Annotated in this window: 15 protein-coding genes; 13 read left to right on the top strand and 2 right to left on the bottom strand. The window is 38.6% G+C overall.

The genetic code is table 11. The annotated features are described in order from the left end of the window. Nucleotides 1-24 precede the first annotated feature (24 nt). The 7 genes from WA338_RS08130 to WA338_RS08100 all read left to right on the top strand — a co-directional run bounded on the left by WA338_RS08130 (nt 25) and on the right by WA338_RS08100 (nt 6,142). Nucleotides 25-504 (top strand): GNAT family N-acetyltransferase, encoded by a 480-nt coding sequence (locus WA338_RS08130; protein ID WP_336092928.1) that lies wholly within the window; start codon nt 25-27, stop codon nt 502-504. Continuing rightward, the gene (gene prmC / locus WA338_RS08125; RefSeq protein WP_273016240.1) at nt 505-1,347 is read left to right on the top strand and encodes a peptide chain release factor N(5)-glutamine methyltransferase; all 843 of its coding nucleotides are present in this window, start codon (nt 505-507) and stop codon (nt 1,345-1,347) included. It abuts the gene before it with no gap. Further along, nucleotides 1,347-1,937 carry a TIGR00730 family Rossman fold protein gene (locus WA338_RS08120; protein WP_009779991.1) on the top strand — a complete coding sequence of 197 codons (591 nt, stop codon included), beginning with the start codon at nt 1,347-1,349 and terminating at the stop codon, nt 1,935-1,937. Before prmC ends, WA338_RS08120 begins: the two co-directional genes overlap by 1 nt. Nucleotides 1,938-1,943: 6 nt before the next feature. Next, the gene (locus tag WA338_RS08115) at nt 1,944-2,465 is read left to right on the top strand and encodes a hypothetical protein (RefSeq protein ID WP_009779992.1); all 522 of its coding nucleotides are present in this window, start codon (nt 1,944-1,946) and stop codon (nt 2,463-2,465) included. A 59-nt stretch (nt 2,466-2,524) separates the two neighbouring features. Next, a complete protein-coding gene (gene ligA, locus WA338_RS08110; RefSeq protein ID WP_273016243.1) occupies nt 2,525-4,516 on the top strand; it encodes an NAD-dependent DNA ligase LigA in 1,992 nt (663 codons plus the stop codon). Nucleotides 4,517-4,671: 155 nt separating this feature from the next. Beyond that, entirely contained in the window at nt 4,672-5,361 is a 690-nt protein-coding gene (locus WA338_RS08105; RefSeq protein WP_336092923.1) for a hypothetical protein, read from the top strand. 67 nt (nt 5,362-5,428) lie between these two features. After that, a complete protein-coding gene (locus WA338_RS08100; protein WP_336092921.1) occupies nt 5,429-6,142 on the top strand; it encodes a hypothetical protein in 714 nt (237 codons plus the stop codon). Here the strand turns inward: WA338_RS08100 and WA338_RS08095 are convergent. Then, nucleotides 6,139-7,047, bottom strand: coding sequence for a bifunctional metallophosphatase/5'-nucleotidase (locus WA338_RS08095; RefSeq protein WP_336092919.1), 909 nt, complete (start codon nt 7,045-7,047; stop codon nt 6,139-6,141). The genes WA338_RS08100 and WA338_RS08095 overlap by 4 nt on opposite strands. A gap of 2 nt (nt 7,048-7,049) precedes the next feature. Beyond that, entirely contained in the window at nt 7,050-7,799 is a 750-nt protein-coding gene (locus WA338_RS08090) for a 5'-nucleotidase (RefSeq protein ID WP_336092916.1), read from the bottom strand. 65 nt (nt 7,800-7,864) lie between these two features. Between WA338_RS08090 and WA338_RS08085 the strand changes: the two genes are divergently transcribed. From WA338_RS08085 to porD, 6 genes are read left to right on the top strand one after another with little or no spacing between them, the layout of a single operon-like run. Beyond that, nucleotides 7,865-8,383 carry a DUF6913 domain-containing protein gene (locus tag WA338_RS08085; protein ID WP_336092914.1) on the top strand — a complete coding sequence of 173 codons (519 nt, stop codon included), beginning with the start codon at nt 7,865-7,867 and terminating at the stop codon, nt 8,381-8,383. A 1-nt stretch (nt 8,384) separates the two neighbouring features. After that, nucleotides 8,385-9,266 carry a 4-hydroxy-tetrahydrodipicolinate synthase gene (dapA, locus tag WA338_RS08080; RefSeq protein WP_336092912.1) on the top strand — a complete coding sequence of 294 codons (882 nt, stop codon included), beginning with the start codon at nt 8,385-8,387 and terminating at the stop codon, nt 9,264-9,266. Nucleotides 9,267-9,317: 51 nt separating this feature from the next. Next, entirely contained in the window at nt 9,318-10,109 is a 792-nt protein-coding gene (locus tag WA338_RS08075) for an outer membrane protein assembly factor BamD (protein ID WP_336092910.1), read from the top strand. Between the two features lie 18 nt (nt 10,110-10,127). After that, on the top strand, nt 10,128-10,451 hold the full coding sequence (locus WA338_RS08070; RefSeq protein WP_009780002.1) for a DNA-directed RNA polymerase subunit omega: 324 nt from the start codon (nt 10,128-10,130) through the stop codon (nt 10,449-10,451). Nucleotides 10,452-10,453: 2 nt separating this feature from the next. Then, entirely contained in the window at nt 10,454-11,665 is a 1,212-nt protein-coding gene (gene coaBC / locus WA338_RS08065; protein ID WP_336092906.1) for a bifunctional phosphopantothenoylcysteine decarboxylase/phosphopantothenate--cysteine ligase CoaBC, read from the top strand. After that, complete coding sequence (gene porD, locus WA338_RS08060; RefSeq protein ID WP_336092904.1) at nt 11,658-12,542, top strand: type IX secretion system protein PorD; 885 nt, start codon at nt 11,658-11,660, stop codon at nt 12,540-12,542. The genes coaBC and porD overlap by 8 nt, the downstream gene beginning before the upstream one ends. Nucleotides 12,543-12,577: the final 35 nt, after the last annotated feature.

The following is a 12,577-nucleotide window of genomic DNA, read 5'->3' as shown; positions in this document are numbered from 1 at the left end:
TACCATTTAAAAGTAAGAATATCTATGTTGCAAATCAGAGCAATTAAAGCATCAGATAATGAGGAGTTAGCAGCCTTATTACGATCGATTTTAATTGAAATGGGTGTACCCAAAGTAGGAACGGCGTATGCAGATAAAGCACTCGATTGTATGTATGAGACGTATGATGTAGATCAAGCAGAATATTTTGTTATTGAAGAAGATGGAAAACTTTTAGGTGGAGCTGGCATCGCTGCTTTGGCTAGCTATGACGGTCCGGTTTGTGAACTTCAGAAAATGTATATTTCTGCATCGCTGCGCGGAAAGGGTGTAGGAAAGCAACTGATGGATGTTTGTCTGGATTTTGCTAAAACTTCTGGCTTTGAACAAGTGTACATTGAGACGATGCCGTATATGGAAGCTGCTCAAAAGCTTTATAAAAAATCTGGTTTTGAATACATCGACGGACCCATGGGATGCACCGGCCACAGCGCGTGTCCTGTACATATGCTTAAAACTTTTTAAATGACGCTAAAAGCCTATAGAACCCATTTTTATAAGGAATTAGAAGCGCTTTATCCGCAGGAGGAATACGAGACTTTTTTTAAATTTTTGGTTCAGGAGTATTTAAAACTCGCAGCATATGAAATTCCGTTGAATTTTCAACTAAAACTTGATGAAGCACAACGTAATTTATTTGACAAGGCTTTGTCGCGATTGCAACAAAACGAGCCTTTACAATACATTGTAGCTTCAACTGAATTTTATGGTTTTCCGTTTCAGTTATCGCCTGCGGTTTTGATTCCAAGACCCGAAACGGAGGAGTTGGTCGACTGGATTTATACTGATTTTAAAAATACAAGCTGTACCATTCTCGATATTGGTACCGGAAGCGGAGCGATCGCTGTGAGTCTTGCAAAATTGCTTCCTGAAGCCAAAGTCACTGCGATAGATGTTTCAGAAGATGCTTTAAAAATCGCTGAAGCAAATGCCTCCTCAAATGCGGTGAATGTTCAATTTATCAAGCAGGATATCTTGGATTGTCAGGCGCTCGATCGATCTTATGATGTGATTGTTTCCAATCCGCCTTACGTGCGTGATTTGGAAAAAGTAGAGATCAAGGCAAATGTTTTGAATTACGAGCCGCATCTGGCGCTTTTTGTAGAAGATCAAAATGCCTTAATTTTTTATAAAAAAATAGCAGAACTCGCTATCAAAGCTCTCCAACCTAACGGAATTTTGTATTTTGAAATCAATCAATATTTAAGTGCAGAAACCGTAAGTCTCTTAAAGAATATTGGTTTTTCTCAAGTAGAATTACGTGATGATTTTGCAGGAAAGCCAAGAATGATAAAAGCACAACGTTAATGAACGATTTAAAATCAATATGTGTCTTTTGCGGAAGCAGTGAAGGCACAGATCCAAAAATAATAGAACAAGCAAGTCTGCTTGGTCAAAAACTGGCAGCACATCAACTCACACTGATTTATGGTGGTTCGCAATTGGGGATTATGGGTAAAGTGGCTAAGGCGAGTTTGGCAAATGGAGGCAAAGCTATTGGGATTATCCCAGAATTTTTAAAGACCAAAGAAATTGTATATCCTGATCTGGACGAAATTATTACAACCCAAAATATGCACGAGCGCAAGCTTAAAATGCAAGAAATGAGTGACGGTTTTATTACGCTTCCCGGTGGCTTTGGAACCTTTGAAGAGCTCTTTGAGATCATTACCTGGAGTCAGTTGGGATTGCATCATAAACCCATAGGCTTGCTCAATACCAATGGATTTTACGATCACTTGATCGCAATGTTGGATGAGATGGTAAAACGTGGTTTTTTAAATAAAAACAATCGCGAACTCTTAATTGAAGATGCTGATGTAGAGCGTTTGCTTCAGAAAATGAAAGCCTTTGAACCTGATCACACTTCAAAATTTTTAAAGCCCGAAAATACTTAAAGATACATGAGGTGGTTGGTGCTGGCTGTTTTCTTTGTTTGTACATCTTGTTTGACGCGTGATGAGCGCATCAGTGAATTTCAAATTGAATTAGGACTGGAAAAAGCAAAAGCCTTGAATGCGTTGGTAGCTCATTTTGAACTTCAATTGAACGGTATTTATCCATCACTGCCTTTAGAAAAGGCATATTTGGCATTGTTTAAAGATTTAGAGTCTGGCAATTTTAGTGCGCATCAAAAGCTTAAGGTTCTTCCAGAATCTTTAGAAGAAGTTTACGAAGCATCGGGTTTACACGCAGATGTACATCAAGAAAATCATCAACCGCTTAAAATCAACGAGGATGGCATCTTCTTTAAGATGATGCGTTCACAAAGCTATTATAATGAATTGATCTCAGAGTATTTCTGGGTTTTAGAAGAGGTTGGGCCTATTAATGATGCTCAATTTGCTTCGGGGATGCTAAAGTTTAATTTTGACCCCAAAAATTATTTTCACAAACGACTGGTTGTATTTCAGTTTTTGCCTTAAATCAAATTCTATGATTCTGGCAAAGCCGAAATTTACATCCTGCTAATTTTTAGTACACTATGACTGCCCAAGAAAAAATTGAAGCGCTTCGTCAAGAATTGCGACAGTATAATTATGAATATTATGTGCTTGACAAGCCTCAGGTTGATGATTATACCTTTGATCAGAAATTAAAGGAGCTTCAGGAAATGGAGGCAAAGCATCCTGAATTTTATGATGCTAATTCGCCAACACTTCGGGTAGGAGGAGAGGTGACCAAAAATTTTGCTACTGTAAAGCACGAGCATCGCATGTATTCTCTTGACAATAGTTACTCGCAAGAGGATCTTGAAGATTGGGAAAAGCGCATAAAAAAATTAGTTGATGGTGCCGTTGAATATGTGTGCGAACTTAAATATGACGGGGCTTCTATTAGTTTGACGTACGAGGAAGGAGTTTTGGTGCGCGCAGTTACGCGTGGTGATGGTGTACAAGGGGATGATGTGACCAATAACGTTAAAACCATTCGCAGTGTGCCTTTAAAGTTGAAAGGTGATTTTCCTGCTAAATTTGATATACGCGGTGAAATTGTACTTCCGCTTGCGGGTTTTGCAGCCATGAACGCTGAACGTGTAGAGGCCGGAGATGAGCCTTATAGCAATCCAAGAAATACCGCTTCGGGAAGTTTAAAACTTCAGGATAGTGCAGAGGTGGCTAAGCGACCGCTGGAATGTTTACTGTATAGTATTGTGGGAGAAAACCTGGATATTGCTTCGCAGTTCGAAAGTTTAGAAAAAGCGCGTTCTTGGGGATTTAAAGTTCCGGAGGTGGCAAAAAAAACCGCTTCAACTGCAGAAACCTTTGAGTTTTTAAATTATTGGGATGAGCATCGTCACGATTTACCTTATGAGACCGATGGTGTTGTGATCAAGGTGAATAGCTTTAGACAACAAGAGGAATTAGGTTTTACAGCTAAAGCACCACGTTGGGCAATGGCGTATAAATTCAAAACCGAACAAGCTGAAACTGTTCTTGAAAAAATAACCTATCAAGTAGGACGTACGGGAGCAATTACTCCGGTTGCAAATCTCGTTCCCGTGCAATTAGCTGGAACCATTGTAAAGCGCGCTTCGCTACACAATGCAGATCAAATTGAAAAGCTAGATGTGCGCGAGGGAGATCACGTGTATGTTGAAAAAGGAGGCGAAATCATTCCTAAAATTGTTGGGGTTGATTTTGAGCAACGCGATCCAGACTCGACGGCAACAGAATATATTTCAGAATGTCCTGAGTGTGGTACAACGCTCGTGCGTCAGGAAGGGGAAGCGCAGCATTATTGCCCGAATGATATGGGTTGCCCTCCGCAAATCATTGGTAGAATTCAACATTTTATTTCCCGTAAAGCGATGGATATTGAAGGCTTGGGAGGTGAAACCGTAGCTTTATTAGTAAACGAAGGGTTGATCAAAAATTATGCTGATCTCTACACGCTTAAAAAAGAGCAAATATTGCCTTTAGAACGAATGGCAGAAAAGTCGGCAGATAACTTGATCAAGGGGATTGAAGCTTCTAAGCAAATTCCTTTTGAACGGGTTTTGTTTGGTTTAGGAATTAGATATGTGGGCGAAACAGTGGCGCGTAAACTGGCTAAGCAGTTTAAAACCATTGATGCGTTAGCTGAAGCTTCAGAAGAAACTTTAGTTGCTGTAGATGAGATAGGAGCGCGTATTGCACAAAGTGTGGTTTCATTTTTCTCTGAAGAAGCAAATCAAGATCTTATCAAAAGATTGAAGGATTATGGTCTGCAATTGGAGCTTGATGCTTCGGTGCTAGAAAATCAAACCGAAAAATTGCAAGGACAGACGTTTGTGATTTCCGGAGTGTTTTCAAAAGTATCACGCACAGAACTAAAAAAACTGATAGAAGATAACGGAGGAAAAGCTTCCGGAAGTATTTCATCTAAGACAAATTATCTTGTTGCAGGAGAAAATATGGGGCCTAGCAAATTGCAAAAAGCTGAAAAATTGGGTGTGCCTATCATTTCTGAGGATGATTTTTTAACGATGATTTAGTTAATTTAACTTGTAAAAAACTTGTTTCTACTATTCGGGTTTTCTTTAATGATAGATTAACCAAACTATTTATAGTAAACACTGTAAATTTTAAAGAGACTAATTGTATGTTGATCTATTGAGATGAGCATCTAAAACTCAAAAGAGCATTATAAATGAAATCTAACTACTTGCTGTTAGCTTATATTCTTACTGCTGTGGTTGAATTGATACTGCTGGGGTGCGATTTGAGTTTCTCTATTTATTTGCGTCCTATTTGTGTTGTCCTCATTTATAGCTATTACGTTACTAGCACAAAAAAAAATAACTTCTTTTTATTGTTCTATTTGACCTGTGAATTGGTCAACGAAATGTTCTTTTTAATAGACTTTACAAAGTATTTTACTTTGGTTATGCTTTGTTATAGTCTGGCAACTTTTTCTATGCTGCATCATTTATGGCCGTTATACGCCAAGGCCAACTTTAAAACAGAACTTAATGAGCTTTTGCGGCCTATGTTAGGGCTTATAGCGGTTATGTATATCTTTTGGGAATTGACTTTTATGGTTTTTGACAACCTTCCGAATAATCTTGTTTTTTTTCCAGCCTTGCTGGCGCTTTTGTCATGGTTGTTTTTCTGTACACTAATCCCTGTAAAAAACAAACATCCAGATAATTTTGCGTTGTATATTATGGGCGGTGCTATGGGAGTAATGGCTCCTTCTATGTTTATCTATGAATTTCTATGGTCTAATACTGTTGTACTCTACTTCTCTTTGTTTTCTATGATTGTCTTAAAGATCTTTTTAGTGAATTATCTAATCAAACTTCAGAATATCTTAAAATCACGCGAGGAGTTTTTCTAGTATAAAAATTCATAATTCATTAAATTTAAGGAGCATTTAAAGATATCCATGGCTTACTTTTGAACCAATGAAAAGAAGAATCCAATTTATCAAGCCGTCTCTAGTTTTAATTACTGGTATGTTCTGTTGCTTGCTTTTTATTTTGGGTTCAAGCTTGATTATTGATTTAGGTTATTTCTTTCAGCCTTTTTTCTATTTATTTTTCTACTTCTATTACTATACCGCTTTAAAACGACATAATATCGTTTTTGCCTTATTTCTTATTACGGCTTATATAGGAGAGGTCTTTTTAATAATAGATGTTCATAAATATTTTGTAGAGATTATAGTGATGTTCATTTTGGCAGCCGCAGCAATGTTGTACACCTTTTTGCCAATTTTGAAGCTCAAATCTCGCAAAATAACTAAGGAGATGCTGGTTGAACCGGGTATTGGTCTTATTTTCTGTGTGTATACGGTTATCTATCTTATGACCATGTATTACGAGTTGGTCCCCAATAAATTCTTATTTATTTCAGGAGCAATCTTATTGTTATTTTTTACAATGGTTTGTTTCTTGATCCCTTTAAGAAACAGGCATCCGAGTAATGTTTATCTGTATCTAATTGGTGGAGGCTTGCTAGTTGAAGCGATATTAGCTTTTCTGTATACCTATAGTCTCTCGATTCCTATAATTGCTGTTGGAACCAAGATTGCTATTTGCGTACACAAAACTTGCGTTACGCTTTACTTTGTGAGTATAGACGAAGTTTATTCAGACGAGAGTCGAGAAGGCTATTAAACCGTAATGGTTCGTGCATTATTTGAAACGCTTCCGTCCAGGTTGAAGGTAAAATCGATTCTTCCTAAATTTATGCCTGCCCAACCTACTTGATTTACCAGAACTTCTACGCCATCTGCGTTATTTACAATAACCGGTTTATCTAAAAATGTATGCGTATGACCGCCAATGATCAAATCGATATTACGCGTTTTTTCAGCAAGTTTAAGGTCTGAGATTTTATCAAACTTGTAATCGTAGCCCAGATGTGATAAACAAATAACCAGATCACATTGTTCTTGTTCCTTTAGAATGCTGCTCATATCCTGAGCAATTTCAACAGGATCCAAATATTCTGTTTCTTTGCTTAGTGCTTTGGTAACCAAACCTTCAAGCTGAATTCCTAATCCAAAAACACCAATTTTGATTCCGTCTTTAATAAAAACTTCGTAAGGCTCGGTGAGGCCTTCCATAGCTGTATTTGTGAAGTCATAATTGGCGCTCAGCATTTTAAAGCTTGCATTGGGCATTTGGGCTGCCAAACCGCCAACGCCGTTGTCAAAATCGTGATTACCTATGGTTGCCGCATCATACTTAAGTAGACTCATCAATTTAAATTCCAGCTCACCTCCATAGAAATTGAAATAAGGGGTTCCTTGAAAAATATCTCCAGCATCTAATAAAAGTGTGTTGGGGTTTTCTTTTCGAATGGCTTCAACAAGAGTGAGTCTGCGGGCAACACCTCCTTGATTGGGATGCGAAGCATCCTCCGGAGAAAAAGGATCTATATGACTATGCACATCGTTAGTATGCAAAATGGTAATTGTTTTTGTCTTTTTGGTTTCAGCAAAAAGATCAAAGCTGGGTAATGCAGAAATTGCTGCGGTTGCAATTCCGGTTTGTTTTATAAAGGTTCTTCTTATCATAATTACTCTTTTATAAATCGGTTGTCTCTAACGGGGGCAATTGTGTCTTTGGCTTTAAAATAGTCAACCAAAATAGTTCTGATTTTGTAATCTAAAACTTCCATACTTACAGGTTTACTAAAAAACGTCATTCGGTCTCCGCCTTGCTGTAAATAATCATTGGTGGCGACAAAATAGGTTTTACCCTCTTCAACAGGTTTGCCATTGATGGTGGTAGATTTAAGCTTTTCATCCTGATCTAGAATGATCTGCATATTTGAGATAGGATGTGCTTTGCCCGATTCTAAATAGGAAAACATTTCTTTGATCTGGTCGCTGTTCAATTCAACTACCACGACACTATTTTCAAAAGGCATAATGTCAAAAGCGGTACGCATAGTTACATCGCCCGCATTTAAGGTAGATCGTATACCGCCGTGATTAAGCAAAACTGCATCGATCTCCTTTCCGGTACGTTTTTTAAATACAGGATTACTCAATTCATAAACAGCATCTGCCATCATATTACCAATGGCGGTATTATACGGGCCTTCGCTTTTAGATAAGCTCGTAGGCGCGTATGCAAGTACGGCACCCATTTCATCGTCAATACGCTTTCGATAAGGAGCGATGTATTCTAAAATGGCTTCGTCACCTTTTAAACTATCGGTTATGGCGATTTGTTTGCCGTTGATTTGTGTGAGTGTTGCTTGTGAATCTTTGCAGCTAACTGCGATGCTTGCAAGAAAAAGAAGGGAAAAGAATCGAATCATCAAGGATTAAATAAAAGATTTGCTTTGCGCGATAATTAATTACATTTGCGCCAAAACAAATTTAGATGTTTTTAAACGGATTGAAGCACAATTTGCTTAAAACTAAGGTTAACAAAACACGCCAAAAACCTGTTCAAACAAGGCAGGTAGCTTGTATTCAAACGGTTGGTGTTTTGGTTGATGCGAGGTTTTTTGAGGAGTGGTCAGGTTTAAAAAAAATGATGGATAACCTGTCGCAATCTGTTGAAAATAAGATTGTTTTTTATACTGAAAATAAAGAGGTAAACACCACAGAAAATCAAATCGCACTAAGAGCTGGTGACTTTAATTTTGTAGGAGGTTTGAAAAATTCAGAGATAGAAGCGTTTGTAAAGAAACCTTTTGACCTCTTGTTAAGCTATTACAGTACAGAAAATGTATTTTTGGATTTCGTTTCGGCACAATCCAATGCCTTGTTTCGAGTAGGTGTTTCTGAGGATATGATGGAATTTAATGATCTCACGATTAAAACTCCATTAAATCAGATAGATGTGTTTGAAAAGGAGCTGATCAACTATTTAAAAATATTAAAACGCATAAAATAACATGCAGGAATTGAGAGGAACCGGTGTAGCATTAGCCACTCCGTTTAATGAAGATTTGAGTGTAGATTTTGACGGTCTTGCCAAATTAATTGACTACAACATCGACGGTGGTGTAGATTATCTTGTGGTAATGGGAACCACGGCTGAAAATGCCACCTTATCCGCCCAAGAGAAAGACGCTGTAATCAAGAAAGCGATCGAAGTGAATGCAGGTAGATTGCCTTTGGTTTTAGGCATAGGGGGTAATAATACCGCTGCAGTCATCAATGAATTAAAAGAAAGAGATTTAAGTGCTTTTAAGGCAATACTTTCTGTTTCTCCTTATTATAACAAGCCTACTCAAGCGGGTATTTTTGCGCATTATGAAGCTGTAGCCACGGCTACAAGTTTGCCTATAATTCTATATAACGTGCCCGGGAGAACAGGCAGCAACATGCTTCCCGAGACTGTATTAAAGCTTGCAAATACCTTTGATAATATCATCGGAGTTAAAGAAGCGGCCGGAGATATGGTTCAGATGATGCGTTTGATCAAAGATCGCCCAGAAGGGTTTCTAGTGATTTCTGGTGATGATGTTTTGGCGTTACCTACAGTGACTGCTGGAGGAGACGGAGTGATCTCCGTTTTGGCGCAAGGTGTTCCGGCAATTTTTTCATTGATGATCAAAGAGGGATTGCACGAGAATTATACCGAAGCCTATAAAAAACATTATACCTTAATGCCAGCTGCCGATTTGATTTTTGCTGAAGGAAACCCTGCAGGAATCAAGGCTCTACTTGCTCAAAAACACATTTGCAAAGAGGTGCTTAGGCTTCCGCTGGTGGCTGCAACCTCCACTTTACAAGAAAATATTGCAACATACTTGAGCGAGACTGGTCTTTAAGTTTTGTAATCCCTAGAAAAACCTTATTTTTGCCCGATGTTTTTAAGCTTAATGAAGAAAACTTTAGTAATACTATTAGCCGTAATCTCACTAGCCTCTTGCAGTGAATATCAAGAAGCCCTAAAATCTGAGGATATGGGCTTAAAGTATTCTTTTGCAGATTCATTGTATGATGCCGGAAAATACCGCAAGTCTGTAAAATTATGGGAACAAATCGTTCCTGCCTACCGTGGTAAGCCACAGGCAGAACGTATTATGTATCTTTATGCAGATTCGCACTATCAGGTTGAAGATTATTATTTAGCAGGTTATCAGTTTGACCGTTTTGTCTCTGCTTATCCTGACTCAGATAAAGCAGAAGAAGCACAGTACAAGGCTGCTGTGAGTTATGCTGAATTATCACCTAATTATCAGCTTGACCAGTCTGAAACTGAAAAAGGTCTTGACTACTTACAACAATTCATTACCGCATATCCTGAGTCTGAATACGCTGCAGATGCAAGTGAGCGTATTAAAGAGTTGAGTATAAAACTTCAGAAAAAATCATATATGGTCGCTAAAGGATGGCATAAAATTATGGACTATCCAGTGGCTATTTCGGCATTTGATGACTTTTTATCAGATTACCCGGGCTCTCCTTTTCGCGAAGCTGCGTTTTTCTACAAGTTAGATTCGCAGTATCAGTACGGCTCAAAAAGTATTTATGTGCTTGTGAAGCCGCGATTAGAAGAAGCTATTGAAATGTATGAGACTTTAATCCGTTATTTCCCGGAAGGAGAGTATCGTGCTCAGGCCGATGAGATTAAAGCAGATATTGATCAAATTTTAGAAAATTATTCCTAATTAAATAAAGTGAATATTATGGATGTTAAGAATCTAGATGCACCTGTAAATACAGTAACGCATAACCGCAGTGAGATTGATGCTCCTACCGGAAACATCTACGAAGCGATTTCTATCATCGCTAAGCGTGCAACACAGATAAATACAGAAATTAAAAGAGAGCTTTTAGAGAAACTAGACGAGTTTGCTACTTACAGCGACAGTCTTGAAGAAATCTTTGAAAACAAAGAGCAGATAGAAGTTTCTAAATTCTACGAGCGCTTGCCTAAGCCACACGCAATGGCTGTTCAAGAATGGCTTGAAGATAAAATTTACTTCCGCGATACGACTGCAACAGAGTAGTCATGTCTATACTAAGCGGTAAAAAAGTATTGCTTGGAGTAACCGCCGGAATAGCTGCTTATAAAGCGGCTTTTTTGGTTAGGGGCTTTATCAAAGCAGGAGCAGAGGTTCGTGTTATTATGACGCCCGATGCCAAGGATTTTGTTACTCCGTTAACGCTTTCTACGCTTTCAAAAAATGAAGTGCTTTCTACCTTTACTCAAGAGGAAAACGAGAATGCTGTTTGGAATAACCACGTAGAACTCGGCCTTTGGGCCGATTTCTTGGTTATAGCTCCGGCTACGGCCAATACACTTGCTAAAATGGCTTCCGGTACTTCAGACAACTTATTATTAGCAACCTACTTATCGGCAAAGTGCCCCGTGTATTTTGCTCCGGCGATGGATTTGGATATGTATAAACATCCAAGCACCCATCAATCCTTTGAAAAACTCATTTCTTACGGAAATATCATGATTCCGGCCACAAGTGGCGAACTCGCTAGCGGTCTTGAGGGAAAAGGAAGAATGGCAGAACCTGAAGCTATTGTCTCTTTTATAGAAGATGACATTTTAAACAAACTTCCGCTTAAAGGAAAAAAGGTGTTGATTACTGCCGGTCCAACTTATGAAGCAATTGATCCCGTACGATTCATAGGAAATCACAGCAGCGGCAAGATGGGGTACGCCATTGCAGAAGCGGCAGCAGGTTTAGGTGCCTCCGTGATTTTGATTTCAGGACCTACGCATCTTCAGTTGAAACACAATTTAATCGAAGTTATTCGCGTTACTTCAGCAGCACAAATGCTGGATGCTGTGCAGGCTAATTTTGACAAGGTTGATATTGCTATTGCAGCAGCAGCTGTTGCTGATTATAGACCGGCACAAGTTGCAAACCAAAAGATCAAGAAAAAAGAAGCTTCGATGTCAATCGCTTTGGAGCCAACGACAGATATTTTGGCACATATGGGTAAAACTAAAGGGAAACAGTTTTTAGTAGGTTTTGCCCTGGAGACCGAAAATGAAATTGCTAACGCTAAAGGCAAATTGGAGCGAAAACACCTTGATTTAATAGTACTCAATTCTTTAAATGATCAAGGAGCTGGCTTTAAAACCGAAACAAATAAAGTAACTTTCATTTCGAAGTCTGGTGCTGTTGTTCCACAGGAATTGAAGCCTAAAGATGAAGTCGCTAAAGATTTATTGCACATGATTCAAAACTTGATGTATGCTTAGATTGCTTGTTGCTCTTTTATTGTTGAGTCTTCCTATTCAGGCGCAAGAGCTCAACTGTTCGGTAATCATTAACGCTGAGCAAACCGGTCAAAGCAATCTTCAGGTTTTTAGAACTTTGAAAACCGAACTTACCGAGTTTATGAACAATACCACTTGGACTGATCTCAATGTGAAGCAGCAAGAAAAAATTGATTGCAGTCTGGTGATCATTGTTTCAAATATCGATTCAGATTATTTTACGGCTTCGGTTCAAGTGCAATCTTCCAGACCCGTGTTCAATACCACGTATAACACGCCTATTTTCAATTTTAATGATAAACAATTCAATTTTAGATATACAGAATTTCAGCCTTTAAACTACAATCCAAATAGTTTTGATTCCAATTTGATCTCAGTGCTCGCGTTCTATGCATATACTATTATTGGCTTGGATGCGGCTACGTATGAATTGAATGGGGGAGAACCTTATTTTCAAGAGGCATTGCGTATTGTAAATACGGCGCAGCAACAGGTGACCGAAGGTTGGTCTCCGCAAAGCGGAACGCAAACCCGATTCAGACTAAACAACGATTTGCTCTCGCCCAACTTTAGAACCTTTTCTGATATCATGTACGCTTATCACAGAAACGGATTGGATTATATGGCAGACAATCCGCGGGAAGCAAAACAAGGTGTTGCTGCAACTTTAGAATTGTTTAACCAGCTCTATGCAAGCAGACCTAACAACTTTTTGACGCGGGTGTTTTTTGATACCAAAGCAGAGGAGATTGCAAATATGTTCTCTGGTGGCCCACAGGTTAACGTGAGCAGTCTTGTTTCTGTATTGAATAAAGTGGCGCCAACTAAGTCTTCTTTCTGGCAGCAAATCAAATTATAAGACGGCATTAAAATCTTTGAAAGTGCCGCTAAACT

The sequence above is a fragment of the Leeuwenhoekiella sp. CH_XMU1409-2 genome (assembly GCF_037029365.1).
GTDB lineage: Bacteria > Bacteroidota > Bacteroidia > Flavobacteriales > Flavobacteriaceae > Leeuwenhoekiella > Leeuwenhoekiella blandensis.
The sequence above is the reverse complement of the archived record's forward strand: the minus strand, read 5'-3'. Positions and strand labels throughout refer to the sequence as shown.

Bases quoted from the DNA above. Each gene is read 5' to 3' on its own strand.
- WA338_RS08130 (WP_336092928.1), top strand. From the start codon at position 25: ATGTTGCAAATCAGAGCAATTAAAGCATCAGATAATGAGGAGTTAGCA.
- prmC (WP_273016240.1), top strand. From the start codon at position 505: ATGACGCTAAAAGCCTATAGAACCCATTTTTATAAGGAATTAGAAGCG.
- WA338_RS08120 (WP_009779991.1), top strand. From the start codon at position 1,347: ATGAACGATTTAAAATCAATATGTGTCTTTTGCGGAAGCAGTGAAGGC.
- WA338_RS08115 (WP_009779992.1), top strand. From the start codon at position 1,944: ATGAGGTGGTTGGTGCTGGCTGTTTTCTTTGTTTGTACATCTTGTTTG.
- ligA (WP_273016243.1), top strand. From the start codon at position 2,525: ATGACTGCCCAAGAAAAAATTGAAGCGCTTCGTCAAGAATTGCGACAG.
- WA338_RS08105 (WP_336092923.1), top strand. From the start codon at position 4,672: ATGAAATCTAACTACTTGCTGTTAGCTTATATTCTTACTGCTGTGGTT.
- WA338_RS08100 (WP_336092921.1), top strand. From the start codon at position 5,429: ATGAAAAGAAGAATCCAATTTATCAAGCCGTCTCTAGTTTTAATTACT.
- WA338_RS08095 (WP_336092919.1), bottom strand. From the start codon at position 7,047: ATGATAAGAAGAACCTTTATAAAACAAACCGGAATTGCAACCGCAGCA.
- WA338_RS08090 (WP_336092916.1), bottom strand. From the start codon at position 7,799: ATGATTCGATTCTTTTCCCTTCTTTTTCTTGCAAGCATCGCAGTTAGC.
- WA338_RS08085 (WP_336092914.1), top strand. From the start codon at position 7,865: ATGTTTTTAAACGGATTGAAGCACAATTTGCTTAAAACTAAGGTTAAC.
- dapA (WP_336092912.1), top strand. From the start codon at position 8,385: ATGCAGGAATTGAGAGGAACCGGTGTAGCATTAGCCACTCCGTTTAAT.
- WA338_RS08075 (WP_336092910.1), top strand. From the start codon at position 9,318: ATGAAGAAAACTTTAGTAATACTATTAGCCGTAATCTCACTAGCCTCT.
- WA338_RS08070 (WP_009780002.1), top strand. From the start codon at position 10,128: ATGGATGTTAAGAATCTAGATGCACCTGTAAATACAGTAACGCATAAC.
- coaBC (WP_336092906.1), top strand. From the start codon at position 10,454: ATGTCTATACTAAGCGGTAAAAAAGTATTGCTTGGAGTAACCGCCGGA.
- porD (WP_336092904.1), top strand. From the start codon at position 11,658: ATGCTTAGATTGCTTGTTGCTCTTTTATTGTTGAGTCTTCCTATTCAG.